The sequence below is a fragment of the Janthinobacterium sp. JF4 genome (assembly GCF_059617925.1).
In genome coordinates this window covers 38905-60007 of the sequence record NZ_JCAQAV010000035.1, presented here as the reverse complement: position 1 = coordinate 60007, position 21103 = coordinate 38905, and the positions used below count along the sequence as shown (strand labels likewise).

The following is a 21103-nucleotide window of genomic DNA, read 5'->3' as shown; positions in this document are numbered from 1 at the left end:
AAAAATATTTGATCCGACCTTGCACGCCGCTTGACGGGGATAACAGTATCTACGCCTTTTAATCAGGGAAACGCTGATTCAGCGCAAGCGCTGCATCGAGATTCTCAATCAGCAACTCCACATATTGCGGATCGAGGTGGCTGCCGCTCACTTCGCGCAGGTAGCTGACCACGCGCTCGAGGGGCCAGGCGTCCTTGTAGCAGCGCTTGTGCATGAGGGCGTCGAAGACGTCGGCGACGGCGGCGATGCGCGCGTATTTGTGGATGTTTTCGCCGACCAGGCCTTGCGGGTAGCCGCTGCCGTCGTATTTTTCATGGTGCTGGTGGGCGATCACGGCGGCCGCCTTCAAGAGCGGGCGCTGCGAGCCGTCGAGGATGGACATGCCCACCGTCGGATGCTGCTTCATGATTTCCCATTCGGCCGCATCGAGCTTGCCCGGTTTGAGCAGCACGGCGTCGGGCGTGGAAATCTTGCCGATGTCATGCATGGGCGCCGCGTGGCGCAGCACCATGGTTTCCTCTTCCGACATGCCGGAGGCCTGCGCCAGCAACTGGCACACTTCGGCCATGCGGCGCACGTGGTTGCCGCCTTCGTGCGAGCGCGATTCGACCACGTCGCCCAGGCGCAGGATCAGCTCGGCCTGGGTATCGGTGATTTCCTGCGTCAGCAGGATGTTGTCGAAGGCGATCGCCACGCCGGAGCAGAATACTTCCAGCAATTGCGCATCGAGGTCGGAAATCTCTTCCACGCCTTTGAGTACCAGCAAGGACGCCTTGCCGCTGCTGTTGGGAAAATAGCCGACATAGGTGTCGCCATGCAGGCGCGAGATCTTGTTGCTCTTGGCATCGTCCAGTTGCGACAGCAGGGATGGGCTGAGGATGCCGCCATCGGCTTCATGGTCGCCGATCTGCGCGAGGATTTCATAGTCCTGCTCACCCGTGATGGCGCTGGCGCCGCGCAGGCGCAGCAGCATGCTCGTTTCCAGGCGCAGCAGGGCGACGACTTGCTGCAGCAGGCCGCTGGCGAAGTCGCGCAGGTTGCGCTGCTTGAAAATGTGCGCCGAGGCGGCGATGACGCGCTCGAGTCCCTCGCGGTAGTGGAGCTGGGCCTGGCGCGCCTCTTCCACCTTCATGATGTCGCGGTAGGCGCGCAGGGCGGCAAAGGTGGTGGTAAACAGCTTGGTGCGATCGAGTTCCGTCTTTTCCTTGTAGTCGTTGATGTCGTAGTTGACGATCACCCGTTCTTCCGGCGCCTGTCCCGGCTGTCCCGTGCGCAGCACGATGCGCGTAAACTGGTTGCCCAGGTCTTCGCGCATCCAGCGCGCCACTTCGAGGCCGCTGTCTTCGCGCTCCATCACCACGTCCAGGAAGACCAGCGCGATGCCTTCTTCGCGCGCCAGCACCTGCTTGGCCTCGGCGCCGCTGTACGCATGCACGAAACTCAGGGCGCGGCCTTCCAGGCGAAAACGGCTCAGCGTCAGTTTGGTGATGTCGTGGATGTCGGGTTCATCATCGACGAGCAGGACTTTCCAGGGAGGTAACTTGGGTGAAGCTGAAGACAAAAATGACATAAGGGCGAGTTCCGCTAAAAGGCATAACTGACGCAATGCTGAGACGCCCGCGCCAGGCGTGCCTGTGCGCCACTACTGGCGTTGCGCGTTTTTCGGGCGCATTTTGTCGATTGTAGACTGACGGCCAAGTATTAACAACAAGCAAGAATAATTGACTAAATTCATGCAACATGCCTGTCAAAAAAGCACTTTAAATCCACGCGGGTGACACTATGTATACTTTATCGCTTAGGCAACTATATTTTCAAGACAATACTTTGTTTTAATTAATATTGCCAATGAATCTGCAAAAAAAAACGGCGTCTCGCCTTTCTGGCGGAAAATCAGAAAAGTAACAAGGTATGAATTTCGCGTCAGCATGGGCTGGAGCGCGTTATATTGGACAGGCATAAGAAGTGGCTCCATGCCACCCATATTTCCTGAAAGGGTACATCATGCAAAAGCAAACGACGCGCGCCCTGATCGCCGGATTGGCCTTGCTGGCCAGCAGTGCGGCCTGGGCAGGAACCGAAGTGCATTTCAGCAAACCGGATCAATTTACGGATGTGCCGTTCGATCCGCGCGAGCGGGACGACGTACTGAAGGAGCTGACCCGGCATTTCGAGAAGCTGGGCACAGCGCTGCCGACCGGCCAGACCTTGAAAATCGACGTCACGGACGTGGATCTGGCGGGACGTGAAAATCCCTCCCTGCGTGCGGGTCAGGATATCCGCGTCATGAATGGCCGGGTCGACTGGCCGCGCATGCGCCTGCACTATGTGCTGGAACAGGATGGCAAGGTCATCAGCAGTGGCAGTGCCGCCCTGTCCGACATGTCTTACCTGAGCCGCATCAATCCTTACTTCAGCAATGAAAAGTTGCGTTATGAAAAGCTGATGATCGACGACTGGTACGCTGATACCTTTGGCGTCAAGGTGAGGCGCCAGGCGCGCAAGTAAGGCAAGCAGGTGCCAATGGGTGCGCCGCCGCGCGACGTTCAGCGCAGGTAAGCCCCTTCGATACGCGCCAGCTGGCCGTTCTGCCGCAGAGCGAGCAGGGCGGCATTCATCTGCGCGACGAAATCGGCCTTGTAGGCCGGCGCGTTGCGCGCGCTATAGGCGATATAGGTGGCTTCGGACGATAGTTCCAGCACTTCGCGCAAGGCAAAGCCGTAGCTGGCCAATTCGCCCTGCAGCCGGCGCGCCGTGTGGCGGGCCGCGCCGCGGTCGCTGGCGTAGCAATCGATGCGCCGCAGGGCCAGTTTTTTCAGATTGGCTTCATTGCCCTTGGCCGCTTCCAGGCGCAGCAGCCCTTGGCGGGCTGGCGCCATCAATTTTTCCGAGAGTAAAAATCCTGTATTGACGCCAATGGTCAGGCCGGCAAAGTCGGCGGGAAACCGCGTGCGCCGCGTGCGCATGACGGCGTCATGGCAAAACAGCACCACCGATTCGCGGTGCAGCATGGCCGAATACGGTTGCACGTAGGAGCGTTCCATCTTGCGCCCGGGCGGAAACAGGCCGAAAACCTGGCCCCTTTCCAGCGCGTCGAGGCCCCGTTTCCAGGGGCGTGGCTGCAGTTCCAGCCGGTAATCGCGCATCGCGCTGGCCGCCTGGCGCAGGATATCGACATACATGCCCTTGAAGACGCCGTTTTTCACATAGCTGTACGGCGCATAGTCGTCGTCGCCGTACAGGATGACGGTTTGCGGCGTGGCCAGGGCGGGCAGCAAGATGCCCAGCAGGGCCAGGGCCAGGCACAGTCTTGCCATGATTGCTGATTGCATGCCGCTCCAGTTTCAATGTCTTCCTGGCAAGCATACAGCATGGCGGCATGAAGATATTGTTAATCGATCCAGTTCACCTGCGGGAACTTGCTGCCGAACTCGTCCGGCATGGGCACGACCTGGCTGCGCTTGTAGTTGAAGAAGACAAAGCCGGACTTGGCCATCGCGATCAGGGTGTTGTCGCGCGGGCGCGTGATGCGGAAGGTGATGTCGCCGCCATATTTGTTGAAATCCATGACGCCCACTTCGAACAGCAACTGGTCGCGCGCGTGGGCTTCGGCGCGGTAGGTGGTGGCCAGGTCGGTGACGATGATGCCGGTGCCATCCGCTTCGATGTCGCGCACGCCGTACTCGAACAGGAAGCGGGCGCGGGCCTCGGAAATCATGGAAATCATGGAATCGTTGCCGAGATGGTTGCCGGCATTGATGTCCGTCGTGCGTACCGTCAGTTGCGAGGCATAGCAGTACTGGTCTTCAGGGAATTCAAGTTTCAAACGGGCCATGGTGTTCTCTTGGACTGGTGCGCCGGGCGCGGCGGAAATGTCAATTCTAGCCGGTTCCCCGCGTCCCGTCGAAAAACGCCGCCCCAGGCGTGTTCCGCCATGACTGCTTGCGCACGCTTATAGACGCACGCTGCGCACGCTCATTTACGTACAATCTTGTACACCTTGCCCGTGCCGCTCAGCATGTACAGCTCGTTTTGCGCATCCTGGCCAAACGACAGGATGTTGCCCACGTTCGTGATGCCCCAATCTTTTACGGCAGAGGCCGTGCCATTGCTGTAGCTGAAGCTTTTCAGCCAGCCGCTGCAATAGTCGGAATACAGGTAGTGCCCCGTCAGTTCCGGCAAGGCCGTGCCCCGGTACACATAGCCGCCCGTGATCGAGCAGCCGCCAGCCGCATCGTGGCCGTATTCGATGGCGGGCAGGACCAGTCCCGCCTGGTTGCAACTGGCGCTGTTGTAGCAGTGCGCGCCTTCCATGATGTTCCAGCCATAGTTGTTGCCCGCCTCGCCCACGGGACGCACATCGACCTCTTCCCAGTTGGCCTGGCCGACGTCGGCGAGGTACAGCAGCTGGGCCGGCACGTCGAAGGCGTAGCGCCAAGGGTTGCGCAAGCCGTAGGCCCAGATTTCAGGGCGCCCGCCTGCCGTGGCAAATGGGTTGCCCTGTGGAATGGCGTACGGCTGGGCTACCGTGCTGGCGTTGACGTCCAGGCGCAGCAGCTTGCCCAGTAGCACATTCGTGTTTTGCGCATTGCCGGGCGGGTCGCCCGTGCTGCCGCCGTCGCCCGTGCCCGCGTACAGGTAGCCGTCCGGGCCAAAGCTGAGCAAGCCGCCATAGTGGTTGCTGAACGTGGGGTGGGCAATCGTCAGGATGGTCAGGGCGGACAGGGGATCGGCCACGTTGGCGTTGCCCGCCGACACTTGCTGCCGCTCGATGACGATGTCGCCGGCCAGATTGGTGTAATAGATGAAGAAATAGCCATTGTTCGCGTACTGCGGATGGAATGCCAGCGACAGCAAGCCCCGCTCGCCGCTGGTGGTGGTGAGCGCGCTGATATCGAGGAAGGGCGTGGCCAGCAAGTTGCCGTTCTGCACCACGCGGATGCGGCCGGCCCGTTCGATGATGAACAAACGGCTGTCGCCGGGCGGCGCCGTGAGGAAAATGGGGGCATCCAGTCCGCTGATCACCTCCTGCAGGCCCAGGGCCAGCGGCGTGGCCGGCGCATACAGGACGCTGGCGCTGGCCGTCACCCCCGCATGGACTTGCACTTGCTGCGTGACGGGCGTGGGCGCCAGCGTCCCCGTGCCCTGCGCCACGCTGGCGGCGCTGAGCCCGTAGGCGCCGGGCGCCAGGTCCGTGAGCGTGGTGCTCCCCGTCAGCGTCTTGCTGTACGACGCAGGTCCCGTGACCGTGACGGCGCCCGCCACGCCGGCCGGCAAGCCGCCGATACTGACATTCAGGCTGCCGGTGCCGGCGGCAGGCGGATGGTGGCCGCCGCCCCCGCCACACGATGCCAGCAGGCTCAGGCAGCAGGCCAGCAGCAAAGCTGGCCAGGCAGGGGAAAGCCGGGATAGGAAGTGGCGCATGTCAGTCTCCTGCGGGAACGATGAAATGGCTGCTCGGTATGGCGCTAGGTTTGCTGCAAGAATGCGCGTTTTGGCGTCGGCATGATTGAGCTTGCGCAAGCATACCCCGCGTGGCGTCCGCACTTCCGTGCGCTGCTGCACCGTGCGGCGGCATCGGACAAATGCGCCGCGTTTTCAGACAAGCGCGGGTCCAGCGGCACTGCCGCGCCCGCAGCCGCCCGATAATGGCGCATCTGAAACCGAGCAGGAAGACATCCCCATGAAAACCAAAGCCGCGATTGCCTGGAAGGCGGGCGCCCCGCTGACCATCGAAGAAGTCGACCTGGCCGGCCCGCGCGCCGGCGAAGTGCTGGTCGAGCTGAAAGCCACGGGCATTTGCCACACCGATTACTACACCCTGTCCGGCGCCGACCCGGAAGGCATCTTCCCTGCCATCCTCGGCCATGAAGGCGCCGGCGTCGTCGTCGACGTGGGCCCTGGCGTGACGACCCTGAAAAAGGACGATCACGTCATCCCCCTGTACACGCCGGAATGCCGCCAGTGCAAGTTCTGCCTGTCGCAAAAGACGAATCTGTGCCAGGCCATCCGCTCCACGCAGGGCCGCGGCCTGATGCCGGACGCGACTTCGCGCTTCTCGCTGAATGGCCAGCCGCTGTTCCACTACATGGGCACCTCCACCTTTTCGAATTACATCGTCGTGCCGGAAATCGCTCTCGCAAAAATCCGCGAAGACGCGCCGTTCGACAAGGTGTGCTACATCGGCTGCGGCGTGACGACGGGCGTGGGCGCCGTCCTGTTCTCGGCCAAGGTCGAGGCAGGCGCCAACGTGGCCGTGTTCGGCCTGGGCGGCATCGGCCTGAACGTGATCCAGGCGGCGAAGATGGTCGGCGCCGATAAAATCATCGGCATCGATATCAACCCGGCGCGCCAGGCCATCGCGCGCAAGTTCGGCATGACGCATTTTATCAACCCGAATGAGGTGGAAAACGTCGTCGACGCCATCGTGCAGCTGACGGACGGCGGCGCCGACTACAGTTTCGAATGCGTCGGTAACACGACCCTGATGCGCCAGGCGCTCGAGTGCACGCACAAGGGCTGGGGCAAATCGTTCATCATCGGCGTGGCGGCGGCCGGGCAGGAAATTTCCACGCGCCCGTTCCAGCTGGTGACGGGGCGCGAATGGCGCGGTTCGGCCTTCGGCGGCGCGCGGGGACGCACGGACGTGCCGAAGATCGTCGACTGGTACATGGAAGGCAAGCTCAATATCGACGACCTGATCACGCACCGTTTACCGCTCGAACGCATCAATGAGGGCTTCGACCTGATGAAGAGCGGCGAATCGATCCGTTCCGTGGTGCTGTACTGACCCGAGTGTACGTATTGCGCAACACATGATGGGCGGGGCAGGGCGGCAGCCTGTACTTCGCCGCCTGCCCCTGCTAGTGTGAAGACATCCGCCTTGCTTTGGGAGCCGTCCATGTTTGCCATTGCCTACCTCGCGACCTTGCGCCGCATGCTGCCCGTCTTCCTCGGCGCGGCCCTGTCATCCCTGCTGGCCTTGTGGTGGAGCAATGCCGCCAACCTTGCCACGCCCGCCATCTGGCTGGCGCTGCTGGCCACCTATCTGCTGTGCGCACTCCTGTTTACACCGCTGGCCCGGCAGAGCCGCCAATTGGCCACGCGCCACGTACGTCACGGCAAGCCGCGCTGAAGTCCTAACGCGCCGTGCTGGAAAAGCGCTCGCGGTAATCGCGCGGCGTGATGGCGAGTTTCTTTTGAAACAGGCGGCGCAGCCTGTCTTCGCTATGCAAGCCCGCCTGCACGGCCACCTGTTTTAAGGAGGACACATTGTCTTCCAGCAAGCGGCGCGCCACTTCAAAGCGGGCCGTGTCGATGAATTCCGTGGGGCTGCTGCCCGTTTCGCGCTGGAAGACGCGCGTAAAATTGCGCTCGCTCATGGCCAGCCTGGCCGCTAGCAGCGGCACCGTGAGCTCTTCGGCAAGATGCTCCATGATCCAGCCCTGCAACTGGCGGATGGTCGGATGCGTCGTCATCTGGCTCGACAGGTGTACGGAAAACTGCGACTGGCCGCCGGGCCGCTTCAAATACACCACCAGGTCGCGCGCTACTTCCAGCGCGATATCGCGGCTGAAATCGTCTTCCACCAGGGCCAGCGCCAAATCGATGCCGGCCGTCACGCCAGCCGACGTCCAGAATTTTCCTTCCCGCACGAAAATCGCATCGGCATTGACCTGTATCAATGGATAGCGCTGGCGCAAACTGTCCACGGCGCTCCAGTGCGTGGCCGCGCTCTTGCCGTCGAGCACGCCCGCCTCGGCCAGGAAGAAGCAGCCCGTGCACAGGGCCGCCAGGGTGTCGATGCGCGGCGCCGCCTCGGCTACCCAGGCGGCGAGGGCGGGAATGTCCTGCAAGACGTGCTCGACGTGGTGGCAGCCGACGATGACGGCCAGGTCGGGCAAGCGGCTGCCATCGAGCGCCTTGCTGGCGTACAGCGACATCAGGGTGTCCGACTCGACCGGGCCGATGGCCGTCGAGACGATGCGCACGTCGTAGCCGCCGGGCCGGTTACGCAGGCGCAAATGGGTGTTGGCGTAGTCAAACACTTTCATGGCGCCGATGGCTTCGAGTGCCTTGAAGCCGGGATAGACGATGATATCGACGGTGCGCAGGGGAAATTCTTTGGGGCTTTGCTTGATCATGCGATATGCGCGAGGGGGATAAATACTGCCATAATGCAACAACAGCGATGGCGTAGGTTAGCATGAAATCCTCCGCGCGCCCGCTGGCTCTCCACCCACCGGATTCCTCGATATCGTGCGCTTACTCCACATTTTTGCCGCCCTGACATTGCTGCTGGGCGCATCCCTTGCCCACGCGGCCACGCTCAACTTCAATGGCGGCGCCGTCGACGGCTGCAGCCGCGCGGACAAGCTGTATACCTGTGCCGCCTTCAGTTCGTCCGATGTCATTACCATTGCCAGTGGTTATGGCGTGACGGTCAGCAGCAGTGTCAATCTGGGCTATAACCAGTCATTCTCCATGAGTGGCACGGCATCGCTGACGGTGAATGGCAATATTGACTTCAGCAATATCAATACGCCGAACCTGAAGGTCACTGGCGGCAGCATCATTTCCAAGGGCGGCAGCTTCAAGCTGGGTTCGCAGGGCGGCAGTGTCATCGTGGCTGATATCTCTGCCGCGTCCGTCATCCTGGGTGGCACGGCAGTCAAGATCACCGGCAGTATCACGGCCACGGGCAATATCGACATTTCTTCCGGCTCGACGCTGAATGGCGCCATCAACGGCGGCAATGTGACGACCAACTCCAACGTGACGATCACGGGCAGCATCCAGGCCGCCGATAGCGTGAGCATCGGTTCCAATTCGACCATCTCTGGCCCCATCAGCGGCGCCATTGTGACGACCAGCTCCAAAGTGACAATCACGGGCGACGTAACTGCCAGAAAATCGTTCAGCCTGGGCTCAGGCAGCAGCCTGAAGGGCACCACCGAGGCGCCCATCGTCAGTATCGACCCCGCTCAAAGCGAGGTGCAGGGCAATATCACGGCCAGCACCTCGCTGACCATCGGTTCCGGCAGCCAGGTGACGGGCAACCTGAAGTCGCCTATCATCGACCTGAAGGCATCCGGCCTGCTGGTCACGGGCGATGTGACGGCGTCGAAGACGCTGATTGTTTCCTCGGGTAATGGTATCGATGGCAATGTGGAGGGCGGCAATGTCACCCTGGAGTCGGCCAAGGCGTATATCACGGGCAACGCCTTGGTCGATCACATCACCCTGGGCTGGCAGGGGCGGGTGCAGAAAACCATCACCTGCAAGGCGTATACCCCCTCAAATCCGTGCAGCTGCGTGACGAACAACAGCGGCTGGGCCTTCAATGAACCGATGGGGCCGAAATGCGGGCCGGGCACGCAGGCCGGCCCCCACCACTTCCAGATCGAGCATTCGGGCAATGCCCTGACGTGCGCGCCGCAGGCGGTGACGGTGACGGCGTGCGCGGATGCCGCCTGCAGCGCGAAGTACACGAACGGCGCGAATGTTACCGTCAGCCCTGGCGGCACGGCGACGCAGATAGGCAGCAGCGGCGTGGCAACGGCCAGCGTGCGCCAGTACACGGTCGGCACGGCCACCTTGAGCCTGACGAGCGTGCCCGGCACCACGGGCGCGCTTGTATGCAAGCGCGCTTTGGCACCCACCAGCAGCTGCGACATGAGCTTTGCGGCGACAGGCTTGACCGTCACACCCGTCAATCATGTTTCTGCCACACAAAAGGCGTTCGACGTCAGCGCCGTGCAGGCTTCCCCCAACGCGCAAGCGTGCGTGCCCCTGTTCAAAAATGCCAGCAAGAACCTGAACCTCGCTTGCAGCTATGGCAATCCCGCCAGCGGCACCCTGCCCGTCTTCGTGCAGGGCACGGGGACGTTCGTGCCACTGGCCAACAACGATACCAGCGCCTGCAGCACGGCGGGTGCCAACGTCAAGCTGGCGTTCAACAACCAGGGCATCGCCACCGCCCTCATGTCGTATGCGGACGTGGGCCAGCTGAATTTGACGGCCACCTATACGGGGTCGGCCACTACCGGCGACGCCGGATTGAGCATGACGGGCAGCGGCAGCGTCATCGTCGTGCCGGCCAAGTTCGGCACCGTTACCATCGCCACTCCCCAGCGCGCGGGCGCGCCTGTGGCGGTCAGCATGAGCGCGCTCAATAACGTGGACCAGGTGACGCCGAATTTCGGCAATGAAAAGATAGCAGAGACGGCGCTGCCTACGCTGGACAGCCTGGTCAAGCCGACGACGGATGAGATTGCCGCACCAGACAAGCCAGCCAGGCCCGCCCTGAAGGGGGGCGTGGTATTCAAGAATGGCAGCGTTGCCAGCAGCGACATGACTTGGCCGGAAGTGGGAACGATCACCATCGCCTTTAATCTGGCCAATCCCAACGGCTACCTGGATGCCAACCTTGCTGCGCCGGCCTCGAGCGTAAGCAAGGACGTGCAGTTCATCCCGCACCACTTCATCACGGAGCTGATCAAAAAGGACGACGGTGACGAGCCGGCAGCTACCAACGGCATCGCCATGCCATGCGTCGCGCCGCTCACCTGCGCCGGTGATGGGACGAACGGCCGTTACGCCTACTCGGGGCAGGCGGTCGGCGTGCGCGTGACGGCGCGCGCCCTGGGCGGGACGACGACCCAAAACTATGACGAACGCAACCCGACGGCCCTGGCACCGGTGCTGCTCGAAGGCCTGGATGCGGCCACGGGCACGATTTCCTTTCCGCCGAGCACTCCTGATGGCAGCAGCCGCCTTACCGACGGCAAGAAGGAGCAAAACACCGTCACCGGCGTGGCGCCCGCGACATTCACCCTCGGCGTCGCCTCGCCCATGGTCGCCTACCGTTTTCCGGGCAAGGCCGGCGTGCCGGCGAAGATCGCGCCCACCGACGTGCGTTTGCGCGCCAGCAGCACGTATCCGGGCAGCATCGTCGTCAGCTCAAGCTCGCCAGTGATACAGAACGAGGCACGCATGACCGTGCTGTCGGGGCAATGGATGGTGCCTCACGGCTATGGCTCCGAGTTGCTGCCCGTCAGGCTGGCCGTACAAGTCCAGTACTGGAATGGGACGAGATGGGTCACGAATCTGCTCGACAGCATCAGTGCGATCAAGAAGCCGGATGTGGTGCTGGCCCATTGCAAGAAAACGCTGGACTGCGCCGCGCTGGCCGTCGATGACCGGACCTATACCGTCGTGCAAGGCACACTGCCGCAAACCAATCTCCTGACCCTGCTGGCGCCCGGCGCCGGCAAGGCCGGCAGCGTCGACGTTTCCGTGGGCAGCCATCCCTACCTGGCCAGCACGGTCGGCACCGTCGTCTTCGGCGTCTTCAAGTCGGGCCCCGTGATTTATCTGCGCGAGATGTATTGAGCCAGAACAAAGGGTGGGCGCAGAAAGGGGGAAAAACCAGTAACATGCCTGGCTGTGGCATTCCCCCAACCTTAGACTGGAGTTTCTATGAGCACAACATCGCAGTGGATCGATATCGCCGGCCCGGACGGCAGCTTCCAGGCTTACCTGGCCGTGCCGCACGTGGGCAAGGGCCCTGCCATCATCCTGTTGCAGGAAATTTTCGGCGTCAATGAGCACATCCGCGCCGTGGCCGACCAGTACGCGGCCGATGGCTACGTGGTGCTGGTGCCCGACCTGTTCTGGCGCGCCGGCGCGCACATCGAGTTGGGCTATGAAGCGGACGGCTGGAAGCGCGCCGTCGAACTGATGCAGGCGAGCGACAATCCGCATGCCGACGCCGATATCGCCGCCACCATCGCCGTCCTGCGCGCGCGCCCGGAAGTGACGGGCAAGCTGGCTTCGGTCGGCTACTGCTTCGGCGGCCGCCTGTCGTTCCAGACGGCTGCGGCCGGCCTGGTCGACGCGGCCATCGCCTATTACGGCGGCGGCATCCAGAACAAGCTGGACCTGGCTGACCGGGTCCAGGTGCCGTTGCTCATGCATTTTGGCGGTCAGGACAGCCATATTCCGCCGGAAGCCGTGCAACAGATCGCCGAGCGCTTCGAAGACCGGCAAGACGTGGAAATCCATATCTACCCGGGCGCCGAGCATGGTTTCAACTGCACCCACCGCGACAGCTACCAGCAGCGCGCGGCCGCCCACGCGCATGGCAATTCCTTGATTTTCCTGGCGGAAAACTTGTAAGCTTGCCTCGCCAGGCTGGCCAGCGGCTATTTTCCGCTCAGCAGCAAAGCCGCATGGGCGCTAAAATAGCGGCTGTGCCGGGCGACTCCGGCCGGCCGGGCGCGGCGCCCGGCAAACCTGGATGAGGAACCGAATCAAAGATGGCCCAAGTAATTGTTTCTGTAACATTGGCGGCAAGCGCCGAACGCGTGTGGGATTTTATCGGCGGCTTCCAGTCGCTGGCTGAATGGTCGAGCTCCATCAAGACCAGCTTGTCCGAGCACGGCGGCAGAGTACGCCGCCTGAAAACCACGGACGGCGCCATTATCGCCGAACGCCTGCAAAGCTACAGCGAAGCGGACAAGAGCTACAGCTACACCATCGTCTCGGGCCCGATCCCCGTCAAGAACTACCGCTCTACCTTGCGCGTCACGGGCGAACCGGGCGCGAATGAGTGCGTGGCGCAATGGTCGAGCGAATTCGACGCGGCCGAAGGCGTGGAAGAGGTCATGATCGGCGCGTTTCAGCATTTGTACGAAACGGCGTTCGTCGACCTGAAACGCATCATGGCGATTTGAACCAGCGGGGTCAGACCCGCTGGGGGAATGCGCCCAATGGGGGCATTCCGATCACGCAGTGACTGACCCCGGCCTTTTTTGTTTTGCGGGTTAATTCACCGCTATCTGCTTACCGCTTCACCTTGCCAAACGCCTCGCCCTTGTTCCATGTCGGCAAATTCTTGTCATTCGCCACTTCATAGCCGAGGTTCAGCGTAAATTGTGCCTGCTGCACCATGCCCGATAAATCCCATGAGGGGTTGTACTCGTCGGTGACCTGGTGGTAATCCTTCTTGAACGCCACCAGGCGCTCGCCGGAGGCTTTGGGCTGCTGGACGAAATCGAACGAGCCGTCGCCGGAAAACACGGCCGAGCCCACGTTGAAGGCGGGCACGCCGGCCTTGGCAAACGCAAAATGGTCGGCCCGGTAAAAGGCGCCGGACAGGTCGGGAATGGTGGGCGCCAGGCGCAGGCCCATGCGCTTGGCCACCTTGGCGGCGCTCGCGTACAGGCTGCTGCGCTCGGCGCCCGCCACGCCGATGTCGTGCGTCTTGCCAACAAAATTCATGCTGTCGAGGTTCAGGTCGGCGGCCGTCTTGGCCAGCGGCCACAAGGGCTTGCGCGTGTAGGCGGTGCTGCCCAGCATGCCCGTTTCCTCGCCGGCCGGCCACAGGAAAATCTGCGTGCGGCGCGCCGGCTGTTTCACGGCCACTTGCGCCATGGCCAGCAGGGCGGCCGCGCCCGAGGCGTTGTCGATGGCGCCGTTGTAGATATGGTCGCTCTGGCTGCTGCCTGCGTCATCCTTGCCCAGGTGGTCCCAGTGCGCCGAGTAGATCACGGCCTCGTCCTTGAGTTTTGAGTCCGTGCCCGGCACGATGCCGGCCACGTTGAATTGCTCGATGCTGCGGATCTGGCTGTTCAATTGCACCTTGACCGTCGCGTTCAGGGCCACGGGGCGGAACGCGCGCGCTTCCGCCTGCGCGCGCAAGGCGTCGAGGTCCTGTCCGCCAGCCTGGAACAGCGTGCGCGCCACGTCTTCCTGCAGCCAGCCTTCCATCGCATTGCCCGCGCCGGCCAGGTTGAAGCGTTCATGGCCGAAGCCGTTGGCGGGCACCGACCATGGATACGAGGCGGACGCCGTCGTGTGGATCAGCAAGACGCCGGCCGCGCCCTGGCGCAGCGCCTCCTCGTACTTGTAGACCCAGCGGCCGTAATACGTGAGGGACTTGCCGGCAAAACGGTTTGGTTCGGCAACGGTCGGCTGCGGGTCGTTGACCAGCATGATGACGAGCTTGCCTTTCAGGTCAACGCCCTTGAAATCGTCCCAGTTTTCCTCGGGCGCGCGGATGCCGTAGCCGGCGAACACGACGGGCGCGTCGAACGCCACTTTTTCCTGGCCATTCGCCGCGCCAAAGACGATGTCCTGGCCGAAGACGGGGGACAAGGTCTTGCCGCCCGCGCTGAAGGTCACTGTGCTCGATGGCAAGGCCTTGCTGCCGACGATGGTCAGCGCCTGGCGATACGTGCCATCATGCAAGGGCTGCAAGCCGGCCACGGCCGCCTGCGTTTCCAGGTAGCGCACGGCCAGGTCGCCGCCGCGCTGGCCCGTGCCGCGACCTTCGAGCAAATCGTCGGCCAGGAAGGACAGGTGGGCGCGCAGGGGCGCTTCGGCAACGAGCGGTTGGGCGAGGGTAGCCGTGCTGAACAGGCTGGCGGCGAGGACGAAGGGAAAACGCATGGCAACTCCAAAAGTGAATACGGGAAAACAAAGCAGCGGCAATCTTACTCTACCGCAATGCTCTGGCGTAGCGCGCGGCGTGCACGCGCCATTGCGGCCACAATGGCCGCTGGTCCACCGACAAGGAGCGTTCCATGACTGCCACTGACTTGCAATCGAGTAATACCCTGCGTACCGCCGACGGCACCCTGATCTACTACAAGGACTGGGGCAGCGGCCCGCCCGTCGTCTTCAGCCACGGCTGGCCATTGTCGTCCGACGCCTGGGAAGACCAGATGTTTTATCTGGCCTCGCGCGGCTACCGCGTCATCGCGCACGACCGGCGCGGCCATGGGCGCTCCAGCCAGCCCTTCGACGGCAATGACATGGATACCTATGCCGACGACCTGGCCGCCCTGATCGCCGCGCTGGACTTGACGGGCGCTACGCTCGTGGGCCACTCGACGGGCGGCGGCGAGGTGGCGCGCTACATCGGCCGCCATGGCACGGCTCGTCTGGCGGGGGCCGTGCTGGTGGGGGCCGTGCCGCCGCTGATGCTGCAGACGGCCGATAATCCGCTGGGCTTGCCGCTGTCCGCCTTTGACGCCATCCGCGCCGGCGTGCAGGCCGACCGCAGCCAATTCTTCCGCGACTTGAGCGAGCCGTTCTATGGCTACAACCGGCCCGATGCGAAGCCATCGCAGGGCGTGCGCGAGCATTTCTGGCTGCAGGGCATGCAGGCAGGCATGCCGGCATCCTATTTGTGCATCAAGCAATTTTCCGAGACGGATTTCACCAGCGACCTGGCCAGGTTCGACGTGCCGACCCTGGTGATCCATGGCGACGATGACCAGATCGTGCCGATTGCCGCCTCGGCGCGGCGCACTGCCGAGCTCATCATCGGCAGCAAACTGCTCGTGTATGCGGGCGCGCCGCACGGCCTGGCGACGACGCACAAGGACAGGCTGAACGAGGACTTGCTGGAGTTTTTGCGCACTTGAAACGGGGCGGGCGCAATGGTGCGGGGGGCGCCCGCCCTTGCTGTTGCCGCGCAGAACAGACGCAGTCGGCATATTGTTGTGTATCGTTTAATATTGGCAAAATCACGCGCCAATTGCGTGCGGATCACCGATTTTTCTGCCATTTTTACGTAGATATGGCGCAAAAAACGGCGTTCTGCGGCATGCAGCCACCCGGTAAGGTCCAGTAAAGAGTAAACTAGCAGATACACTCTTTCGCATTGGGCGATTCGAGCGAACTTGTGAGTGATTTCATGTCTGATACACCAATTTCCTTATTTTCCGACCTAAACCTGAGCGAGCCGCTGATTCGCGCGCTCAAGGATGTCGGTTACGAAACACCGTCGCCTATCCAGGCGGCCACGATTCCATTATTGCTCGCGAACCGCGACGTGCTGGGCCAGGCGCAAACGGGCACGGGTAAAACCGCCGCCTTCGCCTTGCCGATCCTGTCGCGCATCGATCTGAAACAAAGCTCACCCCAAGCCCTGGTCCTGGCACCGACGCGCGAACTGGCCATCCAGGTCGCCGAAGCGTTCCAGGTGTACGCCGCCCACATTCCCGGCTTCCACGTGCTGCCGATTTACGGCGGCCAAAGCTACGGCCCGCAGCTGTCGGCCCTGCGCCGCGGCGTGCACGTCATCGTCGGTACCCCTGGCCGCGTCATCGATCACCTGGACAAGGGTTCGCTCGACCTGTCCAAGCTGAAGACGCTGGTGCTGGACGAAGCCGATGAAATGCTGCGCATGGGCTTTATCGACGACGTCGAACGCATCTTGAAAGAAACGCCGGATGGCCATCAAACGGCCCTGTTCTCGGCCACCATGCCTTCCGTCATCAAGCGTATCGCCACGACCTACCTGGTGAACCCGGCCGAAGTGACGGTCGCCGCGAAGACGGGCACGGCCGACAACATCCGCCAGCGCTACTGGCTGGTGTCGGGCATGCACAAGCTGGACGCATTGACCCGCATCCTGGAAGCGGAAGTGTTTGACGGCATGATCATCTTCGCCCGCACCAAGCTGGGAACGGAAGAGCTGGCCGGCAAGCTGCAAGCCCGTGGCTTCTCGGCTGCCGCCATCAATGGCGACATCCAGCAAGCCCAGCGCGAGCGCACGATCCAGCAGTTGAAAGACGGCAAGATCGACATCCTCGTGGCAACCGACGTGGCCGCCCGCGGCCTGGACGTCGAGCGCATCAGCCACGTCGTCAACTACGACGTGCCGCACGATCCGGAAAGCTATACCCACCGCATCGGCCGCACGGGCCGCGCCGGCCGCAGCGGCGAAGCGATCCTGTTCATCACCCCGCGTGAAAAGAACTTGCTCAAAGCCATCGAACGCTCGACCCGCCAGCCGATCGGCATGCTGGAACTGCCGACGATCCAGGCCGTCAACGATGTGCGCATCGCCAAGTTCAAGGAACAGATCAGCGAAACCCTGGCCTTGGGCGAACTGGAGCAGTTCCAGTCCCTGATCGAAGATTTCGAACGCGAACAGAACATTCCCGCCATCGAAATCGCCGCCGCCCTGGCGAAGATGGCGCGTGGCAATGTGCCGCTGTTGCTGGACAAGAACAAGGCGCGCGAGCAAGCCACGTGGCAAGACGACCGTCCTGTGCGCCAGGACCGTTTTGACCGCCCTGAACGCAACGACCGTCCGGAACGGGGCGATCGCTTCGAGCGCAGCGACCGTGGCGAGCGCCCGGCCTTCCCGAAAAAGGAGCGCATCTCCCGTCCTGCCGACGCCGGCATGCAGACCTTCCGCATTGAAGTTGGTCATCAGCATGGCGTGAAACCAGGCAATATCGTCGGCGCCATCGCCAACGAAGCGGGCATCGATTCGAAAAACATCGGCCGCATCGAAATCTATGACGACTATAGCGTCTTGGACTTGCCGGACAGCATGCCGAAAGAATTGCTGGACCAGCTGAAAACCGTGTGGGTGGCGGGCCAGCAGCTGCGCATCAGCCGTGACGGCGACGCACCGGATCTGGCGCCGCCAGCCGCGCCGCGCAAGCCGTTCGCCGCCAAGTCCGCGCCAGCGTTCAAGGATGCGCCAGCGGATGCGGGCGACGCAGCGCCAGCGCCGCGCGCGCCGAAGAAGGAGCGTCCACGCCCGGGCGTGACGGCTTACCGCATCGAAGTGGGCCGCGAGCACGCCGTGACGCCAAGCAACATCGTTGGCGCCATCGCCAACGAAGCGAACCTGGAAGCCAAGCATATCGGCCGCATCGATATCTTTGACAACTACAGCGTGCTGGACCTGCCGGAAGGCATGCCGCCGGAAATCCTCGACCACCTGAAATCGGTCGTGGTCTCGGGCCAGAAGCTGCGCATCAGCCTGGACGATGGCACGACGGAGCGTAAACCTGCGCCACCGCGTCCGAAGTCGCCGCGCAAAACGTTCAAGTAAGCGATCCCATCACAGGCGTCTCCCCGGCGCCTGTGTCGCGGATTGGAGACACATCCCCGACTGGCGCGTTCGCGCCAGTTTTTATTTCCCTCCAGTAAACGAACCTTGCCGCTCCGTTACTAACGCGGATGGGCTGCGCCATGGTTTTTCCCTATCGAACTGCTGTTGCCGTCTTTTAATCGACATATACGGCTTGTTTCTCGCGCCCGATAACAATAAATAATATTTAATTCATTATTTATACTGCACGCCATTAAGATTTTGCATTTCAATAAAGTCAATCAAGTTGATTCAAAATAAATTATAAAGCATAAAATAATTGACTTTTATTAAATTGTTTTACCAGCGTCACTGTCGCCACGGCGATATATCACGACTGCTTGATGTGGTATATTGTTTTTATGTTTTTGTTATGCTAGTTGAAAAAAATATAGAGGAGCGACGATGCGGGTCAATACGCCTATCACGCAAAATGAATACGTATTAAATGAAGGCATGACGATTGTTTCCACCACGGATTTACAGGGAAACATCAATTACGCCAATCAGTATTTCATTGAAGTCAGCGGTTTTTCAGAAATGGAATTGCTGGGTGCACCACAGAATATCCTGCGGCATCCCGATATGCCGGCCGAAGCGTTTGCCGACCTGTGGGACACCATCAAGACGGGCATGCCATGGACCGGCATGGTCAAGAACCGCTGCAAGAATGGCGATTTTTATTGGGTCTTCGCCAATATCACGCCTGTCATCGAGAACGGCCGCCCGATCGGCTATATGTCCGTGCGCACCAAGCCCACGCGCGAGCAGATCAATGATGCGGCTGCCCTGTATAAAAGCTTCAAAGATGGCAATGCCGCCAAGCTGGCGATCCGCAATGGCCGCGTCGTGCGCCAGGGCTGGGCCGCCAAGCTGGCCGAGTGGCGCAAGCTGACCCTGTCGCAAGACCTGGCCCTGCATTGCATCGTCTTTGGCGTGGTGCTGGCCATCCTCGGTTGCGCCGTCTGGAATATCGACGGCGACACGAGCACGGCCACGCGCAGCTGGCTCAGCGGCGCTGCTGCCGCAGCCGTGGCGCTGATGCTGTATTTCTGGGCCCATCTGCACAATTCCCTCGTCGCGCCGCTGGGCGACGCCATCACCATGGCGCGCAAGATGGCCGGCGGCGACCTGACGGGCGTCATCGACAAGGTGCGCGACGACGACATGGGCCAATTGATGGCGGCCTTGCGCCAGACGAATATCAATTTGCACAGCATCATCGGCGATGTGCGCGCCAATTTCGAGGATATCCGCATCACCACGGCGGAAATTGCCACGGGCAATATGGACCTGTCCAGCCGCACGGAATCGCAAGCGTCCAGCCTGGAGCAGACGGCGGCCAGCATGGAAGAACTGACGTCCACGGTGCAAAACAGCGCCGATCACGTGGCCACGGCCAACGGCCTGGCGACGCAGGCATCCACCGTCGCGGCCAAGGGCGGCACCATCGTCAGCGAAGTGGTCACCACGATGGATGAGATCAGCACTTCCTCGCGCAAGATTCTCGACATCATCGGCTTGATTGACGGCATCGCCTTCCAGACGAATATTCTCGCCTTGAACGCGGCCGTGGAAGCGGCCCGCGCGGGCGAGCATGGCCGCGGCTTCGCCGTCGTGGCCGGCGAAGTGCGCAGCCTGGCGCAGCGCTCGGCGACGGCGGCCAAGGAAGTCAAGAATCTGATCGACCATTCGATCGCCACGGTGAATGCGGGCAGCGTGCTGACCAGCAATGCGGGCGCCACCATGACGGAAGTGATCGCCTCGGTAGCCCGCGTGACGGAAGTGATGGACGAGATCTCTTCCACGACGCGCGAACAGAACCAGGGCATCAGCCAGGTCAACCAGGCCGTTATCCAGATGGATGGCATCACGCAGCAAAATGCGGCGCTGGTGGAGCAGGCGGCCGCTGCCGCCACCAATCTGGCGCAGCGCACCGAGAGCGTGGCTCAGTCGATCGGCATCTTCAAATTGAAGACGTCGCCCAAGCGCAAGGCTGCCGGCGTAGGCCGCAGCCCCAGCGCGGGCGCTGGCGTGGCGTCGCGGGCCTTGCTGAAGGCAAGATAAGCATGCCGCCCGCCAGCGCAACGCTGGCGGGGTTCATTTCCGTATCCGGTACACCTGGCCGCTGCGCACCTTCTTCACCACCCCATCCCCGCCAAACAGAATCACATATTCTCCCTGCGCGCCCGAGGCCGCCGGGTAGGTGTACATCCACACTTCATTGCCGCTGTCGAAACGGATGGACGTGCTGTCGCCCAGCGCGGCGCGCACCTGTTCGCGCGTGCTGCTGCCCGGTTGCACGGTTTGCTCCAGGGTGGCATAAGGCACATTCTTGCTTGCCTGCAAGGCGCGCGTGCCGGAGCAGGCGGCCAGCAGCATCAGCATGGCGATCACCAGCCACTTCATGGCGCCACCTCGTCCATGTAAGTAAATTCCAGCAGGGTATCGTCGGGCCAGCTGGCGTCCCACAGGGGCGCGTAATACGTGCGGTCGAGCAGCACCTGGCAATCGCAATACGGCAGCGAGGCGGGCGTTTGCTCGCCGCCCGCGTATAGCATGGTGAACGGCAGCGCCAGGCGGCGCTCGCCATGCACGAGGGTGACGCCGAACAGGGGGCGGTCCGTGAAGAACAGATAATTGCCATCCGGCTCGGAACACACCTTGTCTGTGCTGTAGAGCATGCTGGACAGCCAGGCGATGATTTGCGGGTCGTTCGAGATCAGGCCCGAATCCATGCCGGCGCGGCATTCCAGGCGCAGGTCGCCCAGGCGCCGCGTGCCAGGGGGCAGGCCGGGCGTGATGACTTGCGCGCGCCAGCTCATGGTGGTGGCCTTGCGGTTGGCGATCAGGATCGCATCTTCGCGCGCGGCCTGCGCGTTGCGCACGGGGGCAAAGCTGTTGTCCTCAGCCAAGGGCAAGGGGATGCTGACGGTATCGCCGGCGATGCGCAGCTGCACGCCCGTCATGTCCACGCCGGGCTGGCGCGGCAGCAAGCGAAAGCGCAGCACCGCCTGCGGCGCCAGCGCATGGTCGCGCTCGAAGCGTTCCACGCCCTGCAGCATCTTGCGGTAGGATTTATCCACGGGGTCGCGCGTGGCATCCACTTTGACTTGCGGCACGGGCGCGGTTTGCGCCAGCGCAATAGGGCCTTGGAGCAGCAGCGTCAGCAGGAGAGGGTGGTAAGTGCGCATGGCT

Annotated in this window: 17 protein-coding genes; 9 read left to right on the top strand and 8 right to left on the bottom strand. The window is 62.3% G+C overall.

The window, feature by feature from the left end; translation table 11 throughout:
- Positions 1 to 58: 58 nt before the first annotated feature.
- A complete protein-coding gene (locus AC54AF_RS21325) occupies positions 59 to 1570 on the bottom strand; it encodes a DUF3369 domain-containing protein (RefSeq protein ID WP_131689379.1) in 1512 nt (503 codons plus the stop codon).
- 434 nt (positions 1571 to 2004) lie between these two features.
- Between AC54AF_RS21325 and AC54AF_RS21320 the strand changes: the two genes are divergently transcribed.
- Positions 2005 to 2508: a DUF3016 domain-containing protein gene (locus AC54AF_RS21320; RefSeq protein ID WP_496638134.1), complete on the top strand. Its 504-nt coding sequence runs from the start codon at positions 2005 to 2007 to the stop codon at positions 2506 to 2508.
- A gap of 38 nt (positions 2509 to 2546) precedes the next feature.
- Here the strand turns inward: AC54AF_RS21320 and AC54AF_RS21315 are convergent, their stop codons facing one another.
- The 3 genes from AC54AF_RS21315 to AC54AF_RS21305 form a co-directional block, all read right to left on the bottom strand.
- On the bottom strand, positions 2547 to 3332 hold the full coding sequence (locus tag AC54AF_RS21315; protein WP_496638133.1) for a substrate-binding periplasmic protein: 786 nt from the start codon (positions 3330 to 3332) through the stop codon (positions 2547 to 2549).
- A 59-nt stretch (positions 3333 to 3391) separates the two neighbouring features.
- Positions 3392 to 3835 (bottom strand): thioesterase family protein, encoded by a 444-nt coding sequence (locus tag AC54AF_RS21310; RefSeq protein ID WP_131689381.1) that lies wholly within the window; start codon positions 3833 to 3835, stop codon positions 3392 to 3394.
- A 140-nt stretch (positions 3836 to 3975) separates the two neighbouring features.
- Complete coding sequence (locus AC54AF_RS21305) at positions 3976 to 5424, bottom strand: PQQ-dependent sugar dehydrogenase (protein WP_496638132.1); 1449 nt, start codon at positions 5422 to 5424, stop codon at positions 3976 to 3978.
- Between the two features lie 259 nt (positions 5425 to 5683).
- Here AC54AF_RS21305 and AC54AF_RS21300 point away from each other — a divergent pair, with 259 nt between their 5' ends.
- Together AC54AF_RS21300 and AC54AF_RS21295 are read left to right on the top strand one after the other, a co-directional pair.
- Complete coding sequence (locus tag AC54AF_RS21300) at positions 5684 to 6790, top strand: S-(hydroxymethyl)glutathione dehydrogenase/class III alcohol dehydrogenase (RefSeq protein WP_035824324.1); 1107 nt, start codon at positions 5684 to 5686, stop codon at positions 6788 to 6790.
- A gap of 111 nt (positions 6791 to 6901) precedes the next feature.
- Positions 6902 to 7135: a hypothetical protein gene (locus AC54AF_RS21295; protein WP_496638131.1), complete on the top strand. Its 234-nt coding sequence runs from the start codon at positions 6902 to 6904 to the stop codon at positions 7133 to 7135.
- Positions 7136 to 7139: 4 nt separating this feature from the next.
- Here AC54AF_RS21295 and AC54AF_RS21290 read toward each other — a convergent pair whose 3' ends face one another.
- On the bottom strand, positions 7140 to 8144 hold the full coding sequence (locus AC54AF_RS21290; protein ID WP_496638130.1) for a GlxA family transcriptional regulator: 1005 nt from the start codon (positions 8142 to 8144) through the stop codon (positions 7140 to 7142).
- A gap of 115 nt (positions 8145 to 8259) precedes the next feature.
- On the opposite strand from AC54AF_RS21290, the gene AC54AF_RS21285 reads away from it, so the two are divergent.
- The 3 genes from AC54AF_RS21285 to AC54AF_RS21275 all read left to right on the top strand — a co-directional run bounded on the left by AC54AF_RS21285 (position 8260) and on the right by AC54AF_RS21275 (position 12737).
- On the top strand, positions 8260 to 11394 hold the full coding sequence (locus tag AC54AF_RS21285) for a DUF6701 domain-containing protein (RefSeq protein WP_496638129.1): 3135 nt from the start codon (positions 8260 to 8262) through the stop codon (positions 11392 to 11394).
- An 87-nt stretch (positions 11395 to 11481) separates the two neighbouring features.
- The gene (locus tag AC54AF_RS21280) at positions 11482 to 12180 is read left to right on the top strand and encodes a dienelactone hydrolase family protein (RefSeq protein ID WP_496638128.1); all 699 of its coding nucleotides are present in this window, start codon (positions 11482 to 11484) and stop codon (positions 12178 to 12180) included.
- 140 nt (positions 12181 to 12320) lie between these two features.
- On the top strand, positions 12321 to 12737 hold the full coding sequence (locus AC54AF_RS21275; RefSeq protein ID WP_436483027.1) for an SRPBCC family protein: 417 nt from the start codon (positions 12321 to 12323) through the stop codon (positions 12735 to 12737).
- 109 nt (positions 12738 to 12846) lie between these two features.
- On the opposite strand, the gene AC54AF_RS21270 is transcribed toward AC54AF_RS21275, so the two are convergent.
- Positions 12847 to 14454, bottom strand: coding sequence for a M28 family peptidase (locus AC54AF_RS21270; protein WP_496638127.1), 1608 nt, complete (start codon positions 14452 to 14454; stop codon positions 12847 to 12849).
- Between the two features lie 134 nt (positions 14455 to 14588).
- Here AC54AF_RS21270 and AC54AF_RS21265 point away from each other — a divergent pair, with 134 nt between their 5' ends.
- The 3 genes from AC54AF_RS21265 to AC54AF_RS21255 all read left to right on the top strand — a co-directional run bounded on the left by AC54AF_RS21265 (position 14589) and on the right by AC54AF_RS21255 (position 19972).
- A complete protein-coding gene (locus tag AC54AF_RS21265; RefSeq protein ID WP_496638126.1) occupies positions 14589 to 15434 on the top strand; it encodes an alpha/beta fold hydrolase in 846 nt (281 codons plus the stop codon).
- Between the two features lie 272 nt (positions 15435 to 15706).
- Positions 15707 to 17866: a DEAD/DEAH box helicase gene (locus AC54AF_RS21260; protein ID WP_496638125.1), complete on the top strand. Its 2160-nt coding sequence runs from the start codon at positions 15707 to 15709 to the stop codon at positions 17864 to 17866.
- A 444-nt stretch (positions 17867 to 18310) separates the two neighbouring features.
- The gene (locus AC54AF_RS21255; protein WP_496638124.1) at positions 18311 to 19972 is read left to right on the top strand and encodes a methyl-accepting chemotaxis protein; all 1662 of its coding nucleotides are present in this window, start codon (positions 18311 to 18313) and stop codon (positions 19970 to 19972) included.
- 33 nt (positions 19973 to 20005) lie between these two features.
- Here AC54AF_RS21255 and bamE read toward each other — a convergent pair whose 3' ends face one another.
- Positions 20006 to 20314 carry an outer membrane protein assembly factor BamE domain-containing protein gene (bamE, locus tag AC54AF_RS21250; protein WP_496638123.1) on the bottom strand — a complete coding sequence of 103 codons (309 nt, stop codon included), beginning with the start codon at positions 20312 to 20314 and terminating at the stop codon, positions 20006 to 20008.
- Positions 20311 to 21099: a hypothetical protein gene (locus AC54AF_RS21245; RefSeq protein WP_496638122.1), complete on the bottom strand. Its 789-nt coding sequence runs from the start codon at positions 21097 to 21099 to the stop codon at positions 20311 to 20313. The genes bamE and AC54AF_RS21245 overlap by 4 nt, the downstream gene beginning before the upstream one ends.
- Positions 21100 to 21103 lie beyond the last annotated feature (4 nt).

Coding starts and splice junctions, on each gene's coding strand:
- AC54AF_RS21325 (WP_131689379.1), bottom strand. CDS start 1,570: ATGTCATTTTTGTCTTCAGCTTCACCCAAGTTACCTCCCTGGAAAGTC.
- AC54AF_RS21320 (WP_496638134.1), top strand. CDS start 2,005: ATGCAAAAGCAAACGACGCGCGCCCTGATCGCCGGATTGGCCTTGCTG.
- AC54AF_RS21315 (WP_496638133.1), bottom strand. CDS start 3,332: ATGCAATCAGCAATCATGGCAAGACTGTGCCTGGCCCTGGCCCTGCTG.
- AC54AF_RS21310 (WP_131689381.1), bottom strand. CDS start 3,835: ATGGCCCGTTTGAAACTTGAATTCCCTGAAGACCAGTACTGCTATGCC.
- AC54AF_RS21305 (WP_496638132.1), bottom strand. CDS start 5,424: ATGCGCCACTTCCTATCCCGGCTTTCCCCTGCCTGGCCAGCTTTGCTG.
- AC54AF_RS21300 (WP_035824324.1), top strand. CDS start 5,684: ATGAAAACCAAAGCCGCGATTGCCTGGAAGGCGGGCGCCCCGCTGACC.
- AC54AF_RS21295 (WP_496638131.1), top strand. CDS start 6,902: ATGTTTGCCATTGCCTACCTCGCGACCTTGCGCCGCATGCTGCCCGTC.
- AC54AF_RS21290 (WP_496638130.1), bottom strand. CDS start 8,144: ATGATCAAGCAAAGCCCCAAAGAATTTCCCCTGCGCACCGTCGATATC.
- AC54AF_RS21280 (WP_496638128.1), top strand. CDS start 11,482: ATGAGCACAACATCGCAGTGGATCGATATCGCCGGCCCGGACGGCAGC.
- AC54AF_RS21275 (WP_436483027.1), top strand. CDS start 12,321: ATGGCCCAAGTAATTGTTTCTGTAACATTGGCGGCAAGCGCCGAACGC.
- AC54AF_RS21270 (WP_496638127.1), bottom strand. CDS start 14,454: ATGCGTTTTCCCTTCGTCCTCGCCGCCAGCCTGTTCAGCACGGCTACC.
- AC54AF_RS21265 (WP_496638126.1), top strand. CDS start 14,589: ATGACTGCCACTGACTTGCAATCGAGTAATACCCTGCGTACCGCCGAC.
- AC54AF_RS21260 (WP_496638125.1), top strand. CDS start 15,707: ATGTCTGATACACCAATTTCCTTATTTTCCGACCTAAACCTGAGCGAG.
- AC54AF_RS21255 (WP_496638124.1), top strand. CDS start 18,311: ATGCGGGTCAATACGCCTATCACGCAAAATGAATACGTATTAAATGAA.
- bamE (WP_496638123.1), bottom strand. CDS start 20,314: ATGAAGTGGCTGGTGATCGCCATGCTGATGCTGCTGGCCGCCTGCTCC.
- AC54AF_RS21245 (WP_496638122.1), bottom strand. CDS start 21,099: ATGCGCACTTACCACCCTCTCCTGCTGACGCTGCTGCTCCAAGGCCCT.